26 protein-coding genes are annotated in these 23,751 nt (G+C 63.7%); 14 read left to right on the top strand and 12 right to left on the bottom strand.

Translation table 11 applies throughout. From position 1 onward, the window contains the following. Positions 1 to 80: 80 nt before the first annotated feature. The 6 genes from KOM00_RS04400 to hemW all read right to left on the bottom strand — a co-directional run bounded on the left by KOM00_RS04400 (position 81) and on the right by hemW (position 6,808). The gene (locus KOM00_RS04400) at positions 81 to 614 is read right to left on the bottom strand and encodes a phospholipase D-like domain-containing protein (RefSeq protein ID WP_216497623.1); all 534 of its coding nucleotides are present in this window, start codon (positions 612 to 614) and stop codon (positions 81 to 83) included. Beyond that, positions 611 to 1,732 carry a molecular chaperone DnaJ gene (gene dnaJ, locus KOM00_RS04395; protein WP_216497622.1) on the bottom strand — a complete coding sequence of 374 codons (1,122 nt, stop codon included), beginning with the start codon at positions 1,730 to 1,732 and terminating at the stop codon, positions 611 to 613. The genes KOM00_RS04400 and dnaJ overlap by 4 nt, the downstream gene beginning before the upstream one ends. A gap of 120 nt (positions 1,733 to 1,852) precedes the next feature. Next, positions 1,853 to 3,772 carry a molecular chaperone DnaK gene (dnaK, locus tag KOM00_RS04390; RefSeq protein WP_216497621.1) on the bottom strand — a complete coding sequence of 640 codons (1,920 nt, stop codon included), beginning with the start codon at positions 3,770 to 3,772 and terminating at the stop codon, positions 1,853 to 1,855. Between the two features lie 149 nt (positions 3,773 to 3,921). Next, complete coding sequence (gene grpE / locus KOM00_RS04385; RefSeq protein WP_216497620.1) at positions 3,922 to 4,488, bottom strand: nucleotide exchange factor GrpE; 567 nt, start codon at positions 4,486 to 4,488, stop codon at positions 3,922 to 3,924. Positions 4,489 to 4,513: 25 nt separating this feature from the next. Next, a complete protein-coding gene (hrcA, locus tag KOM00_RS04380) occupies positions 4,514 to 5,548 on the bottom strand; it encodes a heat-inducible transcriptional repressor HrcA (RefSeq protein ID WP_216497619.1) in 1,035 nt (344 codons plus the stop codon). A gap of 114 nt (positions 5,549 to 5,662) precedes the next feature. Continuing rightward, positions 5,663 to 6,808, bottom strand: a complete 1,146-nt coding sequence (gene hemW / locus KOM00_RS04375) for a radical SAM family heme chaperone HemW (RefSeq protein ID WP_216497618.1) — start codon at positions 6,806 to 6,808, stop codon at positions 5,663 to 5,665. A 366-nt stretch (positions 6,809 to 7,174) separates the two neighbouring features. Between hemW and KOM00_RS04370 the strand changes: the two genes are divergently transcribed. The 8 genes from KOM00_RS04370 to KOM00_RS04335 all read left to right on the top strand — a co-directional run bounded on the left by KOM00_RS04370 (position 7,175) and on the right by KOM00_RS04335 (position 13,016). Continuing rightward, on the top strand, positions 7,175 to 7,954 hold the full coding sequence (locus KOM00_RS04370; RefSeq protein ID WP_216497617.1) for a carbon-nitrogen family hydrolase: 780 nt from the start codon (positions 7,175 to 7,177) through the stop codon (positions 7,952 to 7,954). A gap of 78 nt (positions 7,955 to 8,032) precedes the next feature. Beyond that, complete coding sequence (gene tolQ, locus KOM00_RS04365; protein ID WP_216497616.1) at positions 8,033 to 8,707, top strand: protein TolQ; 675 nt, start codon at positions 8,033 to 8,035, stop codon at positions 8,705 to 8,707. Between the two features lie 3 nt (positions 8,708 to 8,710). Then, positions 8,711 to 9,130, top strand: a complete 420-nt coding sequence (gene tolR, locus KOM00_RS04360) for a protein TolR (RefSeq protein WP_216497615.1) — start codon at positions 8,711 to 8,713, stop codon at positions 9,128 to 9,130. After that, on the top strand, positions 9,127 to 9,882 hold the full coding sequence (locus tag KOM00_RS04355) for an energy transducer TonB (protein ID WP_216497614.1): 756 nt from the start codon (positions 9,127 to 9,129) through the stop codon (positions 9,880 to 9,882). The genes tolR and KOM00_RS04355 overlap by 4 nt, the downstream gene beginning before the upstream one ends. Continuing rightward, complete coding sequence (tolB, locus tag KOM00_RS04350; RefSeq protein WP_216497613.1) at positions 9,883 to 11,103, top strand: Tol-Pal system beta propeller repeat protein TolB; 1,221 nt, start codon at positions 9,883 to 9,885, stop codon at positions 11,101 to 11,103. Between the two features lie 115 nt (positions 11,104 to 11,218). Further along, positions 11,219 to 11,809: a peptidoglycan-associated lipoprotein Pal gene (gene pal / locus KOM00_RS04345; RefSeq protein ID WP_216497612.1), complete on the top strand. Its 591-nt coding sequence runs from the start codon at positions 11,219 to 11,221 to the stop codon at positions 11,807 to 11,809. Positions 11,810 to 11,880: 71 nt separating this feature from the next. Continuing rightward, the gene (gene ybgF / locus KOM00_RS04340; RefSeq protein ID WP_216497611.1) at positions 11,881 to 12,732 is read left to right on the top strand and encodes a tol-pal system protein YbgF; all 852 of its coding nucleotides are present in this window, start codon (positions 11,881 to 11,883) and stop codon (positions 12,730 to 12,732) included. A gap of 95 nt (positions 12,733 to 12,827) precedes the next feature. Next, positions 12,828 to 13,016 (top strand): hypothetical protein, encoded by a 189-nt coding sequence (locus KOM00_RS04335; protein WP_199396022.1) that lies wholly within the window; start codon positions 12,828 to 12,830, stop codon positions 13,014 to 13,016. Between the two features lie 68 nt (positions 13,017 to 13,084). On the opposite strand, the gene KOM00_RS04330 is transcribed toward KOM00_RS04335, so the two are convergent. Then, complete coding sequence (locus KOM00_RS04330) at positions 13,085 to 13,504, bottom strand: hypothetical protein (protein ID WP_216497610.1); 420 nt, start codon at positions 13,502 to 13,504, stop codon at positions 13,085 to 13,087. Positions 13,505 to 13,611: 107 nt separating this feature from the next. After that, positions 13,612 to 13,944: a Sec-independent protein translocase protein TatB gene (tatB, locus tag KOM00_RS04325; protein ID WP_216497609.1), complete on the bottom strand. Its 333-nt coding sequence runs from the start codon at positions 13,942 to 13,944 to the stop codon at positions 13,612 to 13,614. A gap of 198 nt (positions 13,945 to 14,142) precedes the next feature. On the opposite strand from tatB, the gene nadA reads away from it, so the two are divergent. The 4 genes from nadA (at position 14,143) to KOM00_RS04305 (ending at position 17,715) form a co-directional block, all read left to right on the top strand. After that, positions 14,143 to 15,057, top strand: a complete 915-nt coding sequence (nadA, locus tag KOM00_RS04320; RefSeq protein ID WP_216497608.1) for a quinolinate synthase NadA — start codon at positions 14,143 to 14,145, stop codon at positions 15,055 to 15,057. Positions 15,058 to 15,238: 181 nt separating this feature from the next. Continuing rightward, positions 15,239 to 15,802 (top strand): gamma carbonic anhydrase family protein, encoded by a 564-nt coding sequence (locus KOM00_RS04315; protein WP_216497607.1) that lies wholly within the window; start codon positions 15,239 to 15,241, stop codon positions 15,800 to 15,802. Positions 15,803 to 15,879: 77 nt separating this feature from the next. Continuing rightward, positions 15,880 to 16,497: an endonuclease III domain-containing protein gene (locus KOM00_RS04310; RefSeq protein WP_216497708.1), complete on the top strand. Its 618-nt coding sequence runs from the start codon at positions 15,880 to 15,882 to the stop codon at positions 16,495 to 16,497. A gap of 12 nt (positions 16,498 to 16,509) precedes the next feature. After that, positions 16,510 to 17,715, top strand: a complete 1,206-nt coding sequence (locus KOM00_RS04305; RefSeq protein WP_216497606.1) for a TraB/GumN family protein — start codon at positions 16,510 to 16,512, stop codon at positions 17,713 to 17,715. On the opposite strand, the gene KOM00_RS04300 is transcribed toward KOM00_RS04305, so the two are convergent. The 3 genes from KOM00_RS04300 to rsmB form a co-directional block, all read right to left on the bottom strand. Then, positions 17,712 to 18,251 carry an NUDIX hydrolase gene (locus tag KOM00_RS04300; protein ID WP_216497605.1) on the bottom strand — a complete coding sequence of 180 codons (540 nt, stop codon included), beginning with the start codon at positions 18,249 to 18,251 and terminating at the stop codon, positions 17,712 to 17,714. The two genes, KOM00_RS04305 and KOM00_RS04300, sit on opposite strands and share 4 nt — an antisense overlap. Before the next feature lie 89 nt (positions 18,252 to 18,340). Beyond that, positions 18,341 to 19,006, bottom strand: coding sequence for a ribulose-phosphate 3-epimerase (gene rpe, locus KOM00_RS04295; protein ID WP_216497604.1), 666 nt, complete (start codon positions 19,004 to 19,006; stop codon positions 18,341 to 18,343). Between the two features lie 8 nt (positions 19,007 to 19,014). Then, positions 19,015 to 20,364, bottom strand: coding sequence for a 16S rRNA (cytosine(967)-C(5))-methyltransferase RsmB (gene rsmB / locus KOM00_RS04290; RefSeq protein WP_216497603.1), 1,350 nt, complete (start codon positions 20,362 to 20,364; stop codon positions 19,015 to 19,017). A gap of 151 nt (positions 20,365 to 20,515) precedes the next feature. On the opposite strand from rsmB, the gene KOM00_RS04285 reads away from it, so the two are divergent. Next, positions 20,516 to 21,076: a thioredoxin fold domain-containing protein gene (locus KOM00_RS04285; RefSeq protein WP_216497602.1), complete on the top strand. Its 561-nt coding sequence runs from the start codon at positions 20,516 to 20,518 to the stop codon at positions 21,074 to 21,076. 117 nt (positions 21,077 to 21,193) lie between these two features. Then, on the top strand, positions 21,194 to 22,621 hold the full coding sequence (cls, locus tag KOM00_RS04280) for a cardiolipin synthase (RefSeq protein ID WP_216497601.1): 1,428 nt from the start codon (positions 21,194 to 21,196) through the stop codon (positions 22,619 to 22,621). Here the strand turns inward: cls and KOM00_RS04275 are convergent. Beyond that, complete coding sequence (locus KOM00_RS04275; protein ID WP_216497600.1) at positions 22,526 to 23,686, bottom strand: GGDEF domain-containing protein; 1,161 nt, start codon at positions 23,684 to 23,686, stop codon at positions 22,526 to 22,528. The two genes, cls and KOM00_RS04275, sit on opposite strands and share 96 nt — an antisense overlap. Positions 23,687 to 23,751 lie beyond the last annotated feature (65 nt).

Below are 23,751 nucleotides of genomic sequence, written 5' to 3'. Positions count from 1 at the left end.
GTGATCCGGGCGACCTGTAGGGGCGAATAATCATTCGCCCGCCTTTGTCCCCATATCGGACCCGATCCGACTCGTCCGCCCTACCTGATCCCCTCGAGGTACCGCGTCACCTGCGCTGCCAGTTCCGGCGCGTCCAGGAGCACCGAGAGCTCACGGTTTCTGGTCAGCGCGGCGTGGGAGAGATTGTGGCTCCCGATTATGACGAAACGGTCGTCGATGACCACGGCCTTGGCATGCGTGGTGCGCCGGTCGCGCGTGAACCGCACCCGCACCCCTTTGCGTGCCAGGTACCCGGCGGCGGCGCGGTTGTCGCGCCCCACAGAATCCTCGCCCTCCAGGATCACGGTGACCTCCACCCCGCGTGCCCTGGCCTGCGCCAGGTCCTGCGCGATCGCGGCGGGGAGGTTCCCCCTGCGGTCGGTGGCCTTGAAAAGGTAAAAGGCGCAGATGATGCGCCTTTGGGCCCCGCGAATCCGCTCCTTGAGCGCCCCCGAGTAGGAGGCATCGGCAAGCAGCGTCGCCTGGGCCGGGGAGCTCAGGGCCGGCGCGGGACGGGCGACCAGGAAAACAATGGCCGAAAGTACCGCCGCGCACCGGTTGAGCTTTCTTATCAAGTGAATATGTCCATCACCTTGGAGAAGAAGTTCTTGCGCATCGGGTTCACGTCCTCACCGCTGATGCGCGCCAGCTCCTCCAGGAGTTCGCGCTGCTGCTTGTTCAGGTTGATCGGGGTCTCTACCTTGGCGATGACCAGGTGGTCGCCGCGCCCATACCCCTGCAGCGCCGGGACCCCCTTGCCGCGCATCCTGAAGACGGCGCCGGACTGGGTACCCTCGGGAATCTTCATGTTCACCTTGCCGTCCAGCGTGGGCACCTCGATCTCGCAGCCAAGGGCCGCCTGGGTGAAGCTGATCGGGATCTCGCACAGGACGTCGTTGTCCTCGCGCCGGAAGAGGGAATGCTCGCGCACCGTGAGCGCCACGTAGAGGTCGCCGTTGGCGCCCCCCTTGATCCCCTGCCCCCCTTCGCCGGAGAGCTTGAGACGGATGCCGGTCTCGACCCCTGCGGGGACCTTTACCGAGATGGTCTTCTTGTCGCGGACCGTACCGGTGCCGCGGCAGCTCGGGCAGGGATGCTCAACCACGCGCCCCTCGCCGTTGCAGTGCGAGCAGGTCTTGGAAACGCTGAAGAAGCCCTGCTGGAACCGCATCTGGCCCGCCCCCTGGCAGGTGGGGCAGGTCTTCGGCTGGGTGCCGGCCTTGGCGCCGGAACCGCCGCACGTCTCGCAGCGTTTGGCGTAGGGAATGTCGATCTTCTTCTCGACCCCGAAAGCGGCCTCCTCGAAGTTGATCTCCAGGTTGTACTGCAGGTCGTCGCCCCGCTTGCCGCGCGAGGTCTTCTGGCGTCCGCCGAACACCTCCCCGAAGATGTCGCCGAAGATGTCCCCGAAGGGGGAACCGCCGAAACCGCCGAAGGGGGAACCGTTGAAGCCGCCGCCCCCCATGCCGGCGTGCCCGAACTGGTCGTAGCGCGCACGTTTCTCGGGGTCGGAGAGCACCTCGTAGGCCTCGGAGACCTCCTTGAACTTGTCCTCGGCGCTCTTGTCACCCGGGTTCTTGTCCGGGTGGTACTTGATGGCCAGGCGCCGATACGCCTTCTTGATCTCCGTCTCGGAGGCGTTTTTGTTCACCTCGAGCAGTTCGTAGTAATCCTGTTTTTCACCGTTTGCCAAAGTATGCCCTCGTAACACAAAGAGCAGCGCCCCATCTCATGAGACGCTGCCCGTTGCGGTTGTCATTTTCTACATGCAGCGCCATCTTCTACCAAAGAGGCCCCGCTTTGCAACCCTTTCTTACTTCTTGTCATCCTTCACTTCCTCGAAGTCGGCGTCGACCACCTTCTCGCCCTTGGCGGCTCCGCCCGCTTCCGGCTCGGCCTGCGGCTCGGCACCCTCGGCGCCCGCGGCCTGCGCCTTGGCATAGACCGCCTCGGCCAGCTTGTGGGAGGCCTGCATCAGGGTCTCGCTCGCCTTCTTGATCTCGTCGGCGTCGCTTCCTTCCAGCGCCTTTTTGAGGGCCGCGATCCCTTCCTCGATCTTCTGCTTCTCGGAGGCGTCGATCTTGTCGCCGAATTCCTTCAGGGACTTCTCGGTGGAGTAAACCAGGTTGTCCCCCTGGTTCTTCGCCTCGATCAGCTCGCGCTTCTTCTTGTCGTCGGCGGCATGCGCCTCGGCGTCGCGCACCATCTTCTCCACTTCCTCCTTGGAGAGGCCGGAGGAGGCGGTGATGCGGATGGACTGCTCCTTGCCGGTGCCGAGGTCTTTCGCGGAGACGTGGACGATGCCGTTGGCGTCGATGTCGAAGGTCACCTCGATCTGGGGCACGCCACGCGGCGCGGCCGGGATCCCGGAGAGCTCGAAGTTGCCCAGTGTCTTGTTGTCCGCCGCCATCTCGCGCTCGCCCTGCAGGACGTGGATGGAAACCGCCGGCTGGTTGTCGGCAGCGGTGGAGAACACCTGGGACTTGCGGCACGGGATGGTGGAGTTCTTGTCGATCAGCTTGGTCATCACGCCGCCCAGGGTCTCGATGCCCAGGGAGAGCGGGGTGACGTCGAGGAGAAGCACGTCCTTCACGTCGCCGCGCAGAACGCCGCCCTGGATGGCTGCGCCGATGGCGACCACCTCGTCCGGGTTGACGCCGCGGTTGGGGACCTTGCCGAAGATGTCCTGCACCTTCTTCTGCACGATCGGCATGCGGGTCATGCCCCCAACGAGGATGACCTCGTCGATGTCGGAGGCGGAGAGGCCGGCGTCCCTGAGGGCCGTGCGGCAGGGGCCTTCGAGTTTCGCGATCAGGTCGGCGCAGATGGACTCGAGCTTGGCGCGGGTCAGCTTCATGGTCAGGTGCTTCGGACCGGAAGCGTCGGCGGTGATGAACGGGAGGTTGATGTCGGTCTCAAGCGAGGTGGAGAGCTCGCATTTCGCCTTCTCGCCCGCCTCTTTCAGCCTCTGCAGCGCCATCTTGTCGCCCCTGAGGTCGATCCCCTGGTCCTTCTTGAACTCGTCGGCGATGTAGTCGATGATCTTCTGGTCGAAGTCCTCGCCCCCCAGGAAGGTGTCGCCGTTGGTGGACTTCACCTCGAAGACCCCTTCGCCCAGTTCCAGGATGGAGACGTCGAAGGTGCCGCCGCCCAGGTCGAACACGGCGATCTTCTCGTCCTTCTTCTTGTCCAGGCCGTAGGCGAGTGCCGCCGCGGTCGGCTCGTTGATGATGCGCAGGACGTTCAGACCGGCGATCTTGCCGGCGTCCTTGGTGGCCTGGCGCTGGGAGTCGTCGAAGTAAGCCGGGACGGTGATGACCGCGTCGGTGACGGTCTCACCGAGGTAGTCCTCGGCGGTCTTCTTCATCTTCATCAGCACCATCGCCGAGATCTCGGGGGGAGAGTATTTCTGACCGCGCACCTCGACCCACGCGTCGGCGTTATCGGCCTTGACGATCTTGAACGGGGAGATGGCGATGTCCTTCTTGACCGCCTCGGTATCGTACTTGCGCCCGATGAGGCGCTTGATGGCGTACAGGGTGTTCTCGGGGTTGGTGACCGCCTGGCGCTTGGCCTGCTGGCCCACCAGCCGCTCGCCGTTCTCGGCGAAAGCGATCATGGAAGGGGTGGTACGGCTTCCCTCTGCGTTCGCTATGACAACCGGCTCCCCACCTTCCATCACTGCGACGCAGGAGTTGGTGGTCCCGAGGTCGATTCCTATTACTCTACTCATGTGTTTGCCTCCTCATATGGTAACTGTCACTCAGCAAGCTAGTCATGCCCCCAGCAAAAAACAAGGGGCGGGGTGAAAAAAAGATAAAGACAAAGATCAAGACTAAGTAAAAGCTCCCTCTAAATCTTGATCTTTATCTCAATCCGCCTCTAAGCCGCAGGCTTAACGGCGACGGTGACCATGGCCGGGCGCAGCAGCCGGTCGTTCAAGAGGTACCCCTTCTGGAACACGTTCACGATGGTGTTCGGCTCCTGCTCCTCGCTCGGCACCTGGGTCATCGCCTGGTGAAAGGCGGGGTCGAACGGGGTGCCCGGCGGAGTCTCCAGCGCCGTCACGCCGAACTTCTTCAGGGTGGAGACCAGCATGTTCAGGGTGAGCTTCACCCCCTCGACGATGGGATCATCCTCGCTGGCGTGGTCTATGGCACGCTCCAGGTTGTCTAGTGAGGGGAGAAGTTCCAGGACGATCTGCTCGTTGCCGTACTTCAGGATCTCTTCCTTCTCCTTTTGCACCCGCTTCCGGTAATTCTCCAGGTCGGCGCGCTCGCGCAGGTACTTGTCCCAGTTGCTCGCCGACTCCAGCCCCTTGGCGGCCAGGGCTTCTTCGAGTTCCTTGATCCGATCCGCATCGGACAGCGGCTGCGCGAGCTCCACGTGGTCCTGCGCCCCCTCCGCCTTCTTGTCGTGCTGGTGCGCATCGTGTTTTTTCTTGTCCATCCCTTTGTACTCTCCTTTTCTCGCGCTACTCGGTTTCGAGCAGGCGGCTGATCAGTTTGGCCGTATAATCGACGATCGGTATCACCCGGCCGTAGCCCATCCGGGTCGGGCCGATGACCCCCAGCACCCCGACCGTGTCCTTGCCGGTGAGGTAGGTGGAGGTGACCAGGCTCATCCCCTCAACCTTGAGCAGGGGCGACTCGGAGCCGATGAAGATCTGCACCCCTTCGGCCTGCATGGAGCGGTCCAGCAGGTCCAAAAGGAGGCTCTTCTTCTCGAAGGCCCGGAAAATCTCACGCATCTTGGCGGCGTCGGCGAATTCGGGCTGGTCCAGGATGTTCGCCTGCCCCTCCAGGAAGATCTCGGTGCTGTCGGTCCTGATGGTCTGCTCGGAAAGCGCGATCGCCTTCGCCATCAGCGAATCGTAGCGGACCTTCTCGCTCTGCAACTCCGCCAAGAGCCGCTCCCGCACCTGGGCGATGGTCAGCCCCTGCAGCATCCCGTTCAGGTAGTTGGCCATGCGGACCAGGTCCTCCTGCGGGATCTCCTCCTCCGTTTCCAAAAGCCGGTTCTGTACCGTCCCGTTCTGCGATACCAGGATGGCCAGGATGCGGTGGCTGGACAGCTTCACGAATTCCATCTGGTGGAAGACGTTGGCCGCCATGCGCGGCGCCATCACCACCCCCATGTAGCTCGAGGTGGTGGAAAGGAGCCGGCTCGCCTCCTTGAGCACCTGGGCGGGATCCTTGCCCGCCATGCGGCAGTGCCTGCGGATCTCTTCGCGCTTGCCCGCGGTGAGGTTCTGCTTCGCCTCCAGGATCGAATTGACGTAGAGGCGGTAGGCCTTGTCGGTGGGGATGCGGCCGGCGGAGGTGTGCGGCGAGGTCAAAAGCCCCATCTCCTCCAGGTCGGACATGACGTTGCGCACGGTGGCCGGCGAAAGCGCCAGCGCGTGGCTGCGGGTGATGGTCCGGCTCCCCACTGGTTCGGCGGTCGTTATGTAATCCTCGATGACCGCCTCGAGGATGCGTTTGCCTCGTTCGGAAAGTTGCTCTTCCATAGCCTTGGTCCTCAAAAGCGTTTAGCACTCAAAAAGTTCGAGTGCTAAACGAGCTTCAAGTTAGCAATGCACCTTTGCTTTGTCAAGGGGTTCTCTGGCGATATAAAAGCGGTTTTACAGAAAGCGGGAGAAGATGCTGTTGGCGATGATTACCGAGCGGTCGGCGAGACGGATGCGCTCCCCGTCAGCGACCAGGAGCCCCGCCCGCAGCAGCTCGTCCACCTGCGCCAGCCGGCCGGCCAGCGCCTCTTCGCCGAAGGCGGCCTTGAGAGGGGAAAGTTCGAGCCCGGTCAGCACCCTAAGCCCCAGGAAGAAGCTCTCGGAGACGGCGTCCTCCAGGGAGAGCTCTACCGGCTCCCGCTCGGGGAGGAGGTGGGCGGTGATCGCAGCGCGGTAGTCGTCGAGGTCGGCGGCGTTGTTCCAGCGGCGCCCCAGGCCGTCGGGATTCCAGAAGGAATGCGCGCCGGAGCCGAATCCGAGGTAGCTTAACCGGCTCCAGTAGGACTGGTTGTGGCGGGAAAAGCGCCCGGGCCTGCCAAAGTTGGAGATCTCGTAATGGAGGTAGCCGGCGCCGGTGAGGAGCTCGGCGGTGGTCTCGAACATCCGGGCGGCCTCCTCCTCCCCCGGCAGGATCAGCTCTCCCCGGTCGTAGAGCCTTTCGAAGGGGGTGCCCTCCTCGACGGAGAGCGCGTAGGCGGAGACGTGCTCGGGGGCGAGCGCGATCCCCTGGCCGAGTGCGGCGCGCCAGTCGTCCAGGGATTGCCCGGGGAGGGAGTGCATCAGGTCGATGCTCACGTTGTCGAATCCCGCCCGGCGCGCCTGATCGAAGGCCGCGAGCGCCTGGGGCACGGTGTGCGCCCGCCCGAGCCTCTGCAGCAGGCGCTCCTCGAAGGACTGGATCCCCAGCGACAGGCGGTTCACCCCGGCGGCCCGGTAGCCGGAGAGCCGCTCCGGTGTCAGCGTACCCGGGTTCGCCTCCAGGGTCACCTCGGCGTCACCTTCGAGCCCGAAGCGGAGCGCCGCCTGCTCGATCAGTCGCCCCACCAGCTCCGGCGCCATGAGCGACGGCGTACCGCCGCCGAAGTAGAGGGTGGGCGTCTGCACCGGCTCCGCCAGCGCCTCGTGGCGCAGCTCCATCTCGCGCAGCAACAGCTCCACGTACCCGGAAAGTTCGTCCCCCGACCAGGCGGTGGAGTTGAAGTCGCAGTACAGGCATTTTTTCAGGCAGAAGGGGAAGTGTATATATAGACCTGCTCTCATGGCTGCAGCGCTCCTTTACCCGCCAGCTAACGTTCTAGCAGATCCCGTCTCTTCTTGTCACGTAAAAGCGCCGCAACTGTACGAAGATGCTTGAAATTCCCCGGGATGAATATTACACTCCGAACTTCGTCAGCTTCCTTCCCTTCGCGGAGGGGTCAACCAGGGTGGCGCTAAGGGGAGATCGGACAGGGCAATGATCATTCGCCCCTACGTGCAGATGGCCGTCCACCGCCGTAGGGGCAAATAAATATTTGCCCAGCCGTCGGCGCCTTGTCACTGACAATGGCAAAAAGGGACAAAGACGCAGCAGAGGGGGCGCATGATCAATCGCCCTAGAGCAGGCACCCAGTTCAATCAGGAGGGGACATGCAGAAGAGCATCAAGGCCGCCGCGCTGCAGTTCAACATAGCGCTGGGGGACATCGACAAGAACCTCGCGTACGTCACCGAGAAACTGCGCCGGCTCGCCGCAGATGGCGTGGAGCTCGCGGTACTGCCGGAGATGTGGAGCTGCGGCTTCGACTACCGTCAGTTGAACCAGCTGGCCCTGCAGACCCCGGCCCTCGTGGAGCGCATCCTGGCCCTTTCCGGAGAGTTCGCCATGACCGTCATCGGCAGCCTGCCGGAACCGCACGGCGAGAAGGTCTACAACACCGCCTACGTCGCCGACCGCGGCAAGCTCGCGGGAAGCTACCGAAAGATGCACCTCTTCGGCCTGATGCACGAGGACCGGCACCTCGACCGCGGCGATGCCGTCTGTCTGCTCGACACGAGCGTCGGCAAGATCGGGGTCATCATCTGCTACGACCTCCGCTTCCCCGAGCTTGCCCGCAGGCTCGCGGTGGACGGCGCCGAGATCATCGTGATCACCGGGGAATGGCCCAAGCCGCGCGAGGAGCATTGGCGCACCCTGATCCGTGCCCGCGCCATCGAAAACCAGCTCTTCGTGGTCGCCACCAACACCTGCGGGATGATCGGGAAGCTGGACTTCTTCGGCTCCTCCCTGATCGTCAACCCCAAGGGGGAACTCCTGGCCGAAGGGGGGTACGAAAACTGCGAACCGACCGCGCTCCTCGATCCCGCCGAGATCACCGCCTGGCGCCAGAGCATCAACTGCTTCCAGGACAGAAGGCCGGAGTGCTACTAAGACGTGTTTCCTGTTGACTTCCCCAAGGGTTCAGCATATTTTTCCAGTTTGATTTCCATCTAACCGCGGAGGTTGCACGTGGGCATGCTTGCTTCGACCGGCCTGGTCGTAAAACTGGTACTTTTACTGTTGCTCTATTTCTCGGTGGTCTCCTGGGGCATCATCTTCTACAAGCTGCTGCAGGTGTACCGCGCCAACGGCGCCTCCGAGCGCTTCCTCGAGTTCTTCTGGAAAGCCAAGCGCTTCGACGCCATCAACTCGCAACTGGACCGCTTCGAGCACTCCCCCCTCACGGTCCTGTTCCAGGAGGGGTACGGCGAGCTGCGGAAACTGCAGGAGAAGGTCGAGGAGAAGGCTGATCCCAACATCGTCAGCACCGACCTCGGCGGGGTCGACAACATCGCCCGCGCCCTGCGCCGTGCCACCACCATCGAAATCACCAGGCTGGAAAAATACCTCACCTTCCTGGCCACCACCGGCGCCACCGCACCGTTCGTCGGCCTCTTCGGCACCGTCTGGGGCATCATGACCGCCTTCGAGAAGATCGGCCAGAGCGGCTCCGCGTCCCTGGCGGTCGTCGCCCCGGGCATCGCCGAGGCGCTCATCGCCACCGCGATCGGCCTCGTCGCCGCCATCCCGGCCGTCATGGGGTACAACCACTTCCAGCACAAGATCAAGGTGCTCATCTCGGAGATGGACAGCTTCTCCACCGAATTCCTCAACATCGTACAGCGCAACTTCGCGGGGAGATAAACCATGGAGTTCGGCAACAGGGAAAACGGCGATCGCGGCACGATGTCGCAGATAAACGTCACACCTCTGGTCGACGTCATGCTGGTGCTCTTGATCATCTTCATGGTCACCGCGCCGATGATGCAGCAGGGGGTCCAGGTCAACCTCCCCAAGGCGGATACCAAGTCGCTGGCGCCCAAGGAGGACACCCTGGTGGTCTCCGTCGAGCAGTCCGGTAAAACCTTCATCAATTCCACCGAGGTCGCGGGCGACCAGTTGAAGGACAAGCTGAACACCATGCTGGCCGGCCGCGAGAAGCGCGAGGTGTTCCTCAAGGCTGACCAGGCGGTCCCCTACGGCGACGTGGTCCGGGTCATGGCCCAGATCAAGGGAGCCGGGGTGGAGCGCCTGGGCATGGTGACGGAGTCCCCGCAACGCCGATGAAGACCGCGTTAACGCGCAACTACCCGAAGCCGGGGGGGATGCTGGCGCTCTCCCTCGTCTGCCACCTGGTCGTGTTCCTGATCATCGCCAACTGGCACTTCCTCCCTGAGTTCCGTCGGGACGAATCTCCGGTCACCTACGTCGACATGGTGACGCTGCCGGTCGCTGCGCCGCAAAGCGGCATGCCGCAAGCCCCGGCGCCGGCCGAGGCCAAGGCACCCGCCGCGCCGGCCCCAGCCCCAGCGGCGCCCAAGCCGGCCATGGCCCTGCCGACCAAGCCCGCAGCGAAGACGCCGCCCGTCAAATCCCAGGCCAAAACCGAACAGCAGCAGAAAGAGGCCGAGGACCGGGCCTTCAACGAACGGATGGCCAAGCTGCAGCAAAAGGCTGAAGAGCGGCGCCAGGCCGCTGCGATCGACGCCCTCAGGAAGAAAGGGAGCGCCCGCACCGGGATGCCCGGGGCGACCGGGAACCAGGCGGGGAGCGACTATTCCTCGTACCTGCAGTCCCGGCTCAGGGACGCCCTCAAGCAGGTCATCGCCACGCAGACCAAGGCGCCGCAGGTGATCGCCACCATCACGGTCGCTCCCGACGGCAGCATCGACTACCGCGTCGAAAAGGGGTCGGGGGATCCCTTCTTCGACGAGGCCGTACAACGGGCAGTGGCGTTGGCAGGCAAGACACTGGTGCCCCCGCCCAACCGCTCGCAGTACAAACGCGTGTTCCGCTTCATGCCTGAAGGGGTGAAATAGATGATAAGAATCCTTCTGCTACTGTCGTTACTGCTTCTGGGCCCGCAGGGTTTCGCGGCGGAGAGTTACCTCGACGTCACCGCCCCGACCTCCGGGAAGATGAAGCTGGCCATTGCACCCACGACCGCGCTCTCCGGCTCCATTCCCGCCGACGTGGCGCGCGAGCTCCCCGAGCTCTTCGGGTTCGACCTCGGTATCGCTGGCCCCTTCGAGATCGCCCCGAACGAGGTCGGCAGCGCGCTGCTTCTGAAAAGCGCCTACGGCGTCCAAGGCGACACGGCCATCATCGAGTGCCGCCTGGTGGACCAGGTGCTGAACCGGGAGGTGGTCGCCAAGCGCTACAGCGGCCGGCTGAAGGACCTGCGCCGCATGGGGCACGCCTTCTCCGACGAGGTGCTGCGCGTGCTGACCGGCGCGAAGGGCCCCTTCACCGGGAAGATCGCCTACGTCTCCAAGGCCTCCGGCAACAAGGAGATCTTCATCATGGATTACGACGGGCATAACCCGCAGCGGCTCACCAACAACGGCTCGATCAACCTCTACCCCGACTTCGCCCCTTCGGGCAAGGAGCTCATCTACACCTCCTACAAGAAGGGGAACCCCGACCTGTACCGGCGTGAGCTCTTCACCGGGCAGGAGGCGCGCGTATCGTCCCGAAGCGGCCTGAACGCCATGGGGGTTTTCTCCCCCGACGGAAACAAGATCGCCCTGGTCCTCTCCAAGGACGGCAACTCCGAGATCTACCAGATGAGCCGGAACGGCAAGGACCTGGCGCGCCTCACCAACAACCACGCCATCGACGTTTCCCCCGCCTGGTCTCCCGACGGCTCCCGGATCGCCTTCGTCTCCGACCGGCTGGGCAAGCCGCAGCTCTTCGTGATGGACGCCAACGGCGGGAACCTCAGGCGTCTCACCAGCAACGGGGCCTACAACGTCACCCCGCGCTGGTCGCCCAAAGGGGACCGCATCGTCTACGCGCGCAAGGAAGGGGGCTTCCAGATCTACGCCATCAACCCAGACGGTTCCGGGGACACCCAGTTGACCAGCGCGGGGAGCAACGAGCATCCGCGCTACTCCCCAGACGGGCGCTTCATCGTCTTCAGCTCGACCCGGGACGGCGGCGAGGGGCTGTACCTGATGCGCGCCGACGGCAGCGGACAGACCAGGATATCCCCGGACCGGGCGCTGAACACCCACCCGACCTGGTCGGTGAACTGGTGACGGCGAGGCATTGCCGTTGCCTAACCTGGAAAAGGTGGGTATACTTCCATTCGTTTTTTCAAGGGACATCGGTAAGCCACGATATCCATATTCCATAGATCAAAAGGAGTGGGGAATGCGCAAGAGAATCGCCGGATGCCTCGTTGTTCTAAGTTTGGGAGCGCTGGTAGCGGGAGGGTGCGCCAAAAAGGACCTGGTGAAGGAAGAACCGCCTCCCCCGGTCACGGCCCCCGCCCCCGAAGCAGCCAAGCCGGCCCAGGAAGCCAGACCTGAAGCGCCCAAGGCGCCGGTCACCGAGCAGACCCCGGTGCGCGAGCCGGTGGTGGCGCAGGAGCCGGCCCGCGAGACGCCCAAGGCGTCGGGCGACCTGCAGGGCCTGTTGCAGAAGATCTACTTCAACTTCGATTCTTCCGACCTTTCCGAGGACTCGCGCAACCTCCTCACCAGGAACGCGGAGTACCTGAGCAAGCAGCCGTCGGTCAAGATCCGCATCGAGGGGAACTGCGACGAGCGCGGCTCGGACGACTACAACATGGCGCTGGGTGAGAGAAGGGCCAAGGCAGCCAAGGACTACCTGGTGAACCTGGGCATCTCCTCCGAGCGGATCAGCACCATCAGCTACGGCGAAGAGAAGCCGGTCGACGCCGGGCACGACGAGGCGGCCTGGGCCAAGAACAGAAGGGACGAATTCGTCGTCGTGAAGTGAGGTTTGCCACGCAGCCCAAAGGAGCCTACGGGCTCCTTTTTTTATCGACCGGCCTTAAAGGAGGTTTTGTCATGTGGTTTACGAGGGGGGCGCTGGGAGCGCTGGTTCTGCTGACCTTTTTCGGCTGTGCCAGCCAGAGCGATCTGGAGTCTGTGCGCCGCGACAACGATGAGATCAAGAACCGTCTCTTCACGCTCGACCGGGGACTGAACGAGGTCCGCGGCGAGGTGAAGGAAGGGGTGGAGAAGTCCCTGGCCGGGTACCGGCAGAGCCTGGAGGCGCTGCAGGCGGACATGGCGGGGTACCAAAAGGAGATGGCCTCCATCCGCAAGGGTGGGGCGGACCTGCAGGCGACCCTGGAGAGCGCCAGGGTGGACATGCAGCTTCTGACCGGCAAGGTCGACGACGTGCGGATCCTGGCGCAGAAACCGGCCGACGACATCGCCCTTTTGAAGGAAGACCTGAACAAGAGGCTGGCCGCGCTCGAGGCGCGCATGACCAAGCTGGAGAAGGGGATCGAGGAGCAGCAGGCGAAGGCGGCAGCGGCGCTCAAGTCCCCCGAGCAGCTCTACCAGCAGGGGCAGGATGCCCTGAAGGCCGGACAGGGGGCGAAGGCCCGCGAGTTCTTCGCCAGCTTCCTCGTGCAGTACCCCAAACACAGCCTGGCCGCCAACGCCCAGTACTGGATCGGCGAGAGCTACTACCAGGAGAAGAACTACGAGCAGGCGGTGCTGGAGTTCCAGGAGGTCATCAAGAACTACCCGGACAAGGAGAAGGCACCGGCCGCCATGCTGAAGCAGGGGATGGCCTTCAGGGAGCTGGGGGACAGCAAGAGCGCCGCCTACATCCTGAAGAAGCTGGTGGATGAGCACCCGAAATCGGAAGAGGCGAAGATCGCCAGAGACAAGTTCAAGATCAAGTAGCGAAAGCTAAGCACGGATTACCGAAAGGCCCTCCTGCCAAAGCGGGAGGGCCTTCCCGTTTGCGGCTGCGGCCGCCACGGAAAAAGGAGAGCACCATGTTCCTCGCCAGAGACAAGAACAACGACCTGTACCTTTTCGATAAGCTCCCGGTGAAGGGGAACGAATGCTGGTGGGCGGAAACGGGGGTGGACGGCACCTACCTCAAGCTGGACAAGTCCCTCTACCCGGAGATCACCTGGGAGAGCGAGCCGGTCCCGGCCGAGCTGGTGCTGGCTCAGAAATAGAGACATGGGCAGAAATCGGGGTTGACGTTGTCAGGGTGTAGGGCGAAGAATCATTCGCCCGCCTTTACCTACATGGGGCGGAAGTCGGGCTTGATGTTTTCCGGGGTGTAGTTCTGCGCCACGGCCCACCCCTTCCCCGGCACCAGTCTCGGTTCCAGGCGGCAAGCGATGTAGCCGATCAGGTTGGCGGGCTCGGGGAGGTCGGATGCGATGGTGACCACCCGGAAGCCGATGAACTCCCCCTCTTCCGGGTATCCTGGCGCACCCTTCAGGGTGCAGCTCCAAAGCTGCAACGGCCGCTCGGGGGCGGCCAGGCTGACCAGGAAGGTGCGCTCGCCGTCCCGGTTCAAGCCGCCCGACTCCTCGACCAGTGCCGGAACCAGGCCGCCGATGAGCGGCGTGTAGCCGATGGAGCAGGCGTGTGCGAAGGCGGCGGCGCTATCCGGGAACTGCAGCGCCTCTTTCTTCTTCCTGAACCAGTTGAACATGGCGTCACCTGTGCCCGCCCAAGGCGGGTGCTGGAGCATTCCGGCTTCGGGGTAAGAAAAAAGGCGGGTCACCCCGCCTTTTTCGCGTCCGGATGTCTGTGAGGCCCCTAGGCCTTCTTCTCCGCTTCCGCGGTGGCCGCGGCAGCCGGTGCCGGTTCGGCGGCAGCGGTCCCCTCGACCTTGGCCTTGAGCTCCTCGGCCTCGCGCACCTTCTCCTCCTCGGCCTTCTTCTTGGCCTCGGCCAGCTTGGCCAGGTGCTCCTTCTCCTCTTCGGTCCTGCTATCGGCCTCGATGGTCTGCTTGAAGTCATCGGTGGCTTTCTTGAACTCGGCCAACCCCTTCCCCAGCGACTTCGCCAGGTCCGGCAGCTTCTGCGGGCCGATGACGATGAGTGCTATGACCAAAATGATGACCAGTTCAGGCATCCCGATTCCGAACATACTATTTACCTCGCTTGGTATGCGTCAAACGCGCGTTTGTCATACAAAAAGTCCAAAAAATAATAGAGGTTTTACCGACGGGTGTCAAGCTTGCAAAGGTAGGACCTTAATTGGTTTGACATGATCCCGAACATTGTCTAAGATCGGTCCTGTTTACCATATATTTCAAATGAGAAAGACAGTTTGGTGGTGACAAACATGACGCAGGCATCTTTAAAGTCCGATATTAAATCGCTGCTCAAAGAACGCAAAGCCGTGCTCCTGGCGCACAACTACATGCGCGACGAAGTGCAGGAGATCGCTGACATAACGGGAGACTCGCTGGCCCTTTCCATGGAGGCCGCCAAGACTGACGCCGAGGTGATCGTCTTCTGCGGCGTGCATTTCATGGCCGAATCGGCCTCGATACTGGCACCGGAAAAGACCGTACTCCTCCCGCGCCTGGACGCGGGTTGCCCCATGGCCGACATGGTGTCGGCCGAGGAGCTGAAGAAACTGAAGGCCACGCTCCCCGGCGTGCCGGTGGTGACCTACGTGAATTCCTCCGCCGCGGTCAAGGCCGAGAGCGACATCTGCTGCACCTCCGCCAATGCCCTCAAGGTGGTCCAGTCCATGAGCGAAAAGGAGATCATCTTCGCCCCGGACAAGAACCTGGGGAGCTACGTGGCCCGCTTCACCGACAAGAAATTCCACCTCTGGGAAGGGTACTGCCCCACCCACGAGAGGCTTCGCCCCGAGGTGGTCAAGGAGCTGAAGGCGCAGAACCCCGGCGCGCCCTTCGTCTGTCACCCGGAGTGCAACCCGGCCGTCGTGGCGCTCGCCGACCACGTCTGCTCGACCACCGGCATGTACGACTACTGCAAGAAAAGCAGCGCCAAGCGCTTCATCATCGGCACCGAGGCCGGCATCCTGTGGCGGCTCAAGCGCGAGAACCCGGAGAAGGAGTTCATCCTCGCCTCGCCGGCTCTCATCTGTCCCAACATGAAGCTCACCTCGCTCGAAGACGTGCACGAGGCGCTGGTCAGCATGACCCCCGTGGTCAAGGTCCCGGAAGAGGTCCGCATCCCCGCCAAGCGCGCCCTGGACCGCATGCTGGCCATCCCGCGGGACTAACTTGCCCCCCTCGCCCGATGCTTCCCTCGCCCTCCGGGAGAGGGTTGGGGGTGAGGGCGACGCCCGGCCTCCAAGACGAAAACAGGAAACAGATCCCCTCACCCCGCCCCTCTCCAGAGGGAGAGGGAAAGTAGACGAAACACTCCCCCCGAGGGAAAGGGAGTGCACAGAGGAGAAGGATATGATCCGCCCTTTCAAAGGGATGCAGCCGAAGATAGACCCGTCCGCCTTCATCGCGGAGGGGGCCGTCGTTATCGGCGACGTCACTATCGGCAAGGAAGCGAGCATCTGGTACAACTGCGTGGTGCGCGGTGACGTGAACTCGATCAGCATCGGGGACCGCACCAACATCCAGGACCTCTCCATGCTGCACGTGACCCACAAAAAACACGCCGAGGACCCGGGCGCGCCGCTGGTCATCGGCAACGACGTCACCGTTGGGCACAGCGTCACCCTGCACGGCTGCACCATCGAGGATGGCGCCTTCATCGGCATGCAGGCCATGATCATGGACAAGGCGGTGGTCGGCAAGGGGGCCCTGGTCGGCGCCCGCGCCCTGGTCACCGAAGGGACCGTGATCCCCCCCGGCACCCTCTGGGTCGGGGCACCCGCGAAGTACAAGCGGGACCTCACCGAGAATGAGATCGCCTGGCTGGGACGCTCTGCCGGGAACTACGTCAGGTACTCCAGGGAATACCTGGAAGATGACGCAACCGAGGCGCAGGACCTCAGCAGCGCCCCCTAACGGCAGGCAGCAGCACCAGAGATACCACCGTGGCAGCGAGCGAAACACAGACCCGCCTTCTGTACATTTACGACACGATGTACCGGCGCTACGGGGCCCTCAACTGGTGGCCCGCGGACACCCCCTTCGAGGTCTGCGTCGGTGCCATCCTCACCCAGAACACCAACTGGCTCAACGTAGAAAAGGCGATAGCGAACTTGAAACGGGAGGGGCTCCTCTCGGCGGAGGCGATCCGGGAGGTACACCGGGAGCGGCTCGCCGAGCTGGTTCGCCCCTCCGGCTTTTTCAACGTGAAGAGCGTGCGGCTGAAAGGGTTCGTGCAGTGGCTTTTCGAGCGGCACGGGAGCCTGGAGGCGATGTTCGCCGGTGACTGGCGGCAACTGCGCGACGAGCTGATCGGGGTACCCGGCATCGGCCCGGAGACCTGCGACTCCATCCTCCTCTACGCCGGAGGAAAGCCGTCCTTCGTCGTCGACGCCTACACCCGCCGCCTCTTTTCCAGGCTGGGAATCGTCAGCGACAGGGATGACTACCACCGGGTGCGCTCGCTCTTCATGGAGCACCTGCCCCACGAGGTCCCCCTGTTCAACGAGTACCACGCGCTGATCGTGGAACAGTGCAAGCGCCACTGCCGCAAGAAACCTTGCTGCGACGGCTGCCCGCTGGGACGGGCCTGCTGCCACGCCACACCATAACCCCGGGAAACCATGAGAAACTTCGCCAACCTCTTTCTGATCCTGTTCTTCGCCGACGGTTTCCTCTCGGTACTGGACGAGCTCTCCGCGCTGGTCGCCCCGGTGGCACCGCTCACCATGTTCAGGATGCAGGTCGCCAACTCGGTCCTGCTTCTCGCTATCCCCCTCTACTTCTCACTGGGGATCGACCGGCGCCTCCCCAAGAAGCTCTTTCTTCCGCTGATCGCGTTCCTGTTCGGCTGCCCGCTGGCCGCCTGGCTCTTCCCGGCGCTGGGAGACTCCAAGTTCTTCGCCATCGCCATGGCGGCGCTGCAGCTTGGCGTCCCGCCGCTTTTGATCTCGCGCTACCGCGACGGCAAGGCCCCGGGGCTTACGCTCCCCCCCTGGCGCTTCGAGGGCCCTTTCTTCGAGGCGAAGAACACGCTGGCCTTCACGGCCGTCAACCTGGTCCTTCTCCCCGTGCTGCTGGCGACGTTCACCCTGTTCCTCGCGGACGCCTGGGCGCTCAACAACACGGCGGGCTTCATCAGGGTGTCGCCGCGCGGGCTCTACCTGACCGAGCGGGTGTACCGCCGCGGCAGCAAGACGCTGCGGCTCACCGGAATGGTGCATGTCGGGGAAAAAGGGTACTACGAGGACGTGGCGCGGGTTGCGATGAAGGGGCGGACCGTGGTGCTGGCGGAAGGGGTGACCGACAGGAAACAGGTGCTGCGGAACCACTTCGATTACCGGGAGGTGGCGAGTTTTCTCGGGCTCGCCTCGCAGGAGAAGCTCCTCTTTGACGGAAACGTGATCGACGAGAAATCGCTGGATGCGCCCAAACGGGCGGCAAACCAGCCGGACGTGCTGGTCGCGGACACCGACCTGAGCACGTTCCGCCCCGAGACCCTGCTCTTTTTGGACCATGTCGGGAAAGAGCTGCGCAGGGCCCCCTCCATGGTCGACGCGGCCGCCAACCTGAACCGCTGGGCCGAGAAAAACGTCACCCCGGAGATGTACGCGGTGATCATGGACGACATCCTGACCCGCCGCAACCAGGTGCTGCTCGGCTACCTGGACCGGGTGCTGGAGCGCTACGATAGCGTCGTGGTGCCCTGGGGGGCGCTGCACATGAAAGGGATCGAGGAGGGGGTGCTCAAGCGGGGCTTCGTGCTGGATAAGGAGCGCACGCGCCTCGCCATCGACCTGAAGAGGATCCTGCTCGCCAAAGCCCGCTAGAACTGCTCCGACTCCTCACCCGCCTGCTCCACTCCCCACAACACGTCCAGGAAGTTCTTCAGTATGCGCGCGGTAAGCCCCCATATCTCGTCGTCGCCGTAGAGGTAGAAGTACATCGGGTAGTTCTTGAACCCCTTGTGGTCCCAGTATTCAACGCGGTAGACCCCGGACTTGGAGAAGTGCGCCAGCGGCACCTCGATGAGCCGCTCGATCTCCGCGTCGTTGACGGTGAGGGGGTAGTTTTCCGGGAAGATGCCGACCACGGGGGTGACCAGGTAGTTGTGGATGGAGTGGCAATCATCCAGTTCCCCGAGGATCTCGACATCGGCGGGGTCGATGCCGACCTCCTCCCAGGCCTCGCGGGTGGCGGTGTCGGCGCTGTCCCGGTCGCTTGGCTCGCAGCGTCCCCCCGGGAAGGAGATCTCGCCGCTGTGGTGGGTGAGGTGGGTGGTCCTCTTGGTGAAGAGGATGTGGTATTCCCCGTCCTTCAGGAACAGGGGGAGCAGGACGGCGGCGGGAACGGGCCCCGCCTCCATGGCGGCGCGCCGGCGTGCGGCAAGGGAGGCCTTCAGCCTTTCCCTGATCGCGGCCGGCGACCCCGGCCGTTCCTGCCCGTTCTCCGCTATCAGAGCACCGGCTCCTTGGCCCGCCTCTTCAGTTCGGAGATGGTGGCCGCGTAGTCCGGCGAGTTGAAGACGGCGCTGCCGGCCACGAAGACGTCGGCGCCGGCGTGTGCGATGCGGGCGATGTTGTCGGTCTTGACCCCGCCGTCCACCTCGAGCTCCGCCTCGATCCCCCTGCGGTCCATGGTGGCGCGCAGCGCCTGGATCTTCGGTATGCAGGCCTCGATGAAGGACTGGCCGCCGAAGCCGGGGTTCACCGTCATCAGGAGAATCAGGTCCAGCTCCTCCATGACGTAGTCGAGCACGTTCAGCGGGGTCGCGGGGTTGAGCGAGACCCCCGCCTTCTTGCCGAAGGACTTGATCAGCTGGATGGTGCGGTGCAGGTGGTTGGTCGCCTCCGCATGCACCACGATGATGTCGCTCCCCGCCTTGGCGAAATCGGGGATGTAGCGGTCCGGTTCGACGATCATCAGGTGCACGTCGAGCGGCAGCGTGGTCACCCGGCGCGCGGCCTCGACGATGAGCGGGCCGATGGTGATGTTGGGGACGAACTGGCCGTCCATCACGTCGATGTGGACGTAGTCGGCGCCTGCCGTCTCGATGGCCTTGATCTCCTCGCCCAGACGTGCGAAATCGGCGGAAAGTATGGATGGTGCGATCTTTTTCATAGGTTCTCCTACCTCGTTTTCTTGAGACGGGCGGCGAAGAAGCCGTCCATGCCGTCGCGGTGCGGCCAGCTCCTGAAGAAGCCGCGCTCGGTGAACAGCGGCGCGAACTCGGGGAAGAGCGTGCGCAGGTCCTCGGCGACGAACTCGGGGTGCTCGCGCAGGAAGGTATCGATCACGTACTCGTTCTCCTGGACGCTGGTGGAACAGGTGGCGTAGACGAGCGTCCCTTCCTTCTCCAGGTACTTGCAGAGGTTCTCCAGGATGGTGATCTGGGTGCGGGCCTGCGGCAGCAGGTCTTCCGGGGACTTGCTCCATTTCCCTTCGGGGTTGCGCCGGATCACCCCCAGCCCCGAGCAGGGGGCGTCCACCAGGATCCTCTGGAAGGTGACCTCCTTGATCGCGGGGGACGGCGCGGTGGCGTCCATGGTGAAGGTGCGCACCGACGTGATCCCCAGCCGGTCGCAGGTCTCCTTGATCAGCCTGAGCTTCTTGTGGTTGACGTCGCAGGCGTAGATCTCGCCGGTGTCCGCCATGAGCTGGGCGATCTGAGTGGTCTTGCCGCCGGGGGCCGCGCAGGCGTCCAGCACCCGGTCACCCTTTTCCGGCGCCAGGAACAGCGGCGCCAGTTGCGAGGACTCGTCCTGGACGGTGAAAAGCCCGTCCCGGAAGGAGGGTAGCCGCGAGATCAGCCCGGACTGGTTCAGCCTGATGCCGTCGGGCGACCATCGGGTCTCGCTGCAGTTGATCCCCTCCTCGGCCAGGCGGGCCATGAGCGCCTCGCGGGAGACGCGCAGGGTGTTGGTCCTGATGGTGAAGGGGGGGGGCTCCGACATGGCGGCGGCGAGTTCCTCGGCACCGTCCACGCCCAACTGGTCGCACCACTGCCCGGTGAGCCAGGCGGGATGGGAGTAGCGGACCGCCAGGTAGCCCACCGGGTTCTCGGCGCGGTCCGGATAGCGGATGTTGTCGCGGTTTCTGTCCGCGTTCCTCAGGATGGCGTTGATGAAACCCGAGGCCCGAGGCGCGAGTTCCTTGGCGAGCTTCACGGTCTCGTTCACCGCGGCCGACACCGGGACGCGGTCCAGGAAGAAGCTCTGGTACAGCCCCAGGCGCAAAAGCAGCAGCACGTAGAGCTCGAGCTTGTCGGTTCTTTGCTTGGAGAACTGCCCGATGATGTGATCCAGGGTTCCCTGCCGGCGCAGCACGCCGTACACCAGTTCGGTGAGAAGGCCGCGGTCGGCCCCCTTGATCATGTCCTTGGACAGTTCGTGGTCAATCAGGATGTCTGCGAAGGACTTCTCTTTTTCGATCCGAAGCAGTATATCGAAAGCGGCGCGGCGCGGGTTTTTGCTGGACAAAGTACTTCCTTTCAGGCGTGAGTGTCTGGGCGAGGCCGGATTCATTATATGCATTTCGCCCAAAACTGCAAGCGGTTAGGGGACTTGACACCGGAAATACAGGGGCTACCCTTTAGCGTGGGTTTAATGATAACCGGGAGGAGGGTTTACCATGATACCTTGGGAAACGGACATGGGCAAAGCGCTGGCTCGGGCCAAAGCAGAACAGAAGACCGTTCTGCTGGAATTCTTCAGCCCGCAATGTATCGGCTGCAAGCAGATGGAAGAGGTCACCTTCGCCGATGACGCGGTCGTGAACTTCATCGCGGACCACGTGGTCCCGGTCAGGATCCCGGTCTCCTCCAACACCCAGACCGGCGACTTCCGCATCTCCTGGACCCCGACGCTGATCACGCTCGACCTCTACGGGCGTGAACACCAGCGCACCGTGGGCTTTCTTCCCCCCGACGAGATGATCGGATCGGTGCTCTTGGGGATGGGGAAGGCGTGCTTGGACGACGGGCAGTTCAACGAGGCGGTGATCCAGTTCAGCACTCTCTTGAACGGCTGCCCCAAATGCGCGGCGGCACCGGAGGCGGTGTACCTGCGCGGCGTGGCGCGCTTCAGTTCGAGCCACGACCCCGCGGCGCTGAAGGAGATCTACCAGCAGCTCTCCAAAGAGTACCCGGACAGCGACTGGACCAAGAGGGCCAAGCCCTTCACGCTGCTTTGATCCCTGCATGCCGCAGCAGTTGCCAGATTCCACCGGGGGGCGGCAGCCATGCCGCCCTCTTTTTGCATGATATGACGGCTTTGCGCCGGATGCTTTGCTGACGACAGGCTCATCCTTATGGCACACGTGCTGGACCACATCTTCACCACACTCCTTTTGGTCTCCTTGGTCTCGCTGGCCGTCCTCTCCGCCGGGCACGCGCTGATCAACAAGCGCGACCCCCGCTCGGCCCTGGGGTGGATCCTCACCTGCCTCGCCATCCCGTTCTTCGGCCCCATCTTCTACTGGGGCATGGGGGTGAACCGGATCTACAGCCGTGCCAAGCGCTGGCACATGGAAGCCGGCCCGGCCCTGATCCTCCCCCAGGCGGCGGACCTCCCCCCCACCAAGCTTCCCGGAGAACTATCCTACCTCAGGGAATTGCGCAACCTTTCCGAGCGCGTGGTGAGCACGAGGCTGTTGCCGGGAAACCACCTGGTGCCGCTGGAAAACGGCGAGGAGGCGTATCCCGCCATGCTCGCCGCCATCGACGCGGCACAATCATCGGTGCATCTTTCCACCTACATCTTCGACGGAGACGAGACCGGGAAGCGCTTCATCAGGTCCCTGACGCGCGCGGCAAACCGCGGGGTGGAGGTGCGGGTCATCGTGGACAGCTTGGGGGAGAAATACTCGGTTCCGACAGCATGGGAGCTCTTGAAGGGGTCAAAGGTGGAGTTCATGAGATTCCTCCCCCTGAGACCTGGGGGATACCTGAACCTGCGCAACCACCGCAAGATCATGGTGGTCGACGGCAGGACCGGCTTTACCGGCGGGATGAACATCGGCGGCAGGCACATGGTTGCCGGTCCCCCCCCCGTGGTGAAGGACCTGCATTTCCAGGTTACCGGCCCCGTGGTGGCCGACCTGCAGCGCACCTTCCTTGAGGACTGGCACTTCGCCAAGGGAAAACAGCTGACCGACGCGCGCTACTTCCCGGAGATCGCGGAAACGGGGACGGCCCTGGTGCGGGCAGTGAGCGACGGACCGGACAAGGACTTCAGGAAGCTGAACTGGATCATCCTGGGAGCGCTCTCCTGCGCCAGGCGCACGGTCACCATCGTGACCCCCTACTTCATACCGGACCGCCCGCTGATCTCGGCCCTGATCACCGCGGCCCTGCGCGGCGTCGAGATCACCCTGGTGCTCCCCGAGCTCAACAACCTCCCCTTCCTGCAGTGGGCCAGCAACTCGTACCTGTGGGAGCTCCTGCAGCAGGGGGTGCGCATCTACGCCCAGCCCGCCCCCTTCGCGCACACCAAGTTCATGGTGGTGGACCGGAGCTGGAGCCTGATCGGCAGCGCCAACCTCGACCCCAGAAGCCTCAGGCTCAACTTCGAGTTCAACCTCGAGGTGTACGACCTTGACTTCGCCGCCCGGCTCGAGGACCACTGCCATGCCACCCTCGCGCTATCGCGGGAGCTCACGCTTGCCGAGATGGACGCCCGTTCGCTCCCCGTCAAGCTGCGGGACGCGGCCGCGAAGCTTTTCTCCCCGTACCTGTAGTTTCTCCCGTTCCGCCCCCTGATCCCGCTCCGACTCCGCCAGTGACACCCGGTTCTTCCCCAGCCGCTTGCTGCGGTACATGGCCAGGTCCGCCTGCTTCACCACGCTCTTTAGGTCGTCCCCGTCCCAGGGGAAGGAGGCGATGCCGGCCGACAAGGTGCATTCGATCAGGTCGCCGTCGTAGCTGAAGGGGCAGGAACTCATGGCGCGGACGATCCGTTCCACCGCCGGGCGGATCTGCTCCTTGTCGTGGTCGGTGTACATGATGATGAACTCGTCCCCGCCAAAGCGTGCCGCGATGTCGCTCTCCCTGATGTTCGACCTGATCACCCGGGCGGTCCACTTGATCAGTTCCGTCCCCGCCAGGTGACCGTAGCGGTCGTTGATCTGCTTCAGGTTGTCGGCGTCCAGCATGCAGATGGCGAAGGGGGCCTGGTACCGGCGCGCGACCTTCTCCTGCTGCAGGGCGAGGGCCTCGAAACTGCGCATGTTGTTGAGCTCGGTGAGGTCGTCGGTGAGCGAGAGGCGCTCCACCTCGGCGCGGGCGGCCTCGGTCTCTCCGGCAAGGATGGCACCCACATGGGCGATCAGGACGAAGGGGAAGACATGGATCAGGTAACCGGGTATCTGGCTCCAAAGCGGGGGGGACTCGCCCGTGGCGAGCAACGAATAGGAGGCGACGGCGAGCCCCGCCATGAGGTAGGTGATGCGCCTCCCCAGCGTGAGCGAGGTGGCCATCAGGACCAGGTAGATAGCCGACACGAACGGGCTGTCGGTCCTGCCGGTGAACCAGCAGACGGCGACCAGGTAGATCAAAAGGAGCACCAGTTCCAAAGACGCCTTGAGCTGGCCGTCGGGCAGCAGCAGCCGTGTGGGCAGGAGGAAGCCCCCAAGGGCCAAGGAGGCGAGCACGACGTACATCCCCCAGGGGGATTGCAGGGGAACCAGGTAGACGTCGAGCAGCACCAGCCCGACCAGGAGCGAGGCGATCACGCCCAGCACCCGGTTGTGGCCGGTGTACCTCTCCCCGACCTTAGCGGTTACCCATCCCTTTGCCTCTATCATCCCGGCCGCCTCGTTGCGTACTGGCGGAATGCCCGCCCATTGTGCTTATCGGCGGTGCTCCCGGA

It is taken from the genome of Geomonas diazotrophica (genome assembly GCF_018919385.1).
Taxonomy (GTDB): domain Bacteria; phylum Desulfobacterota; class Desulfuromonadia; order Geobacterales; family Geobacteraceae; genus Geomonas; species Geomonas diazotrophica.
This window is presented reverse-complemented; position numbering and strand designations above follow the sequence as displayed.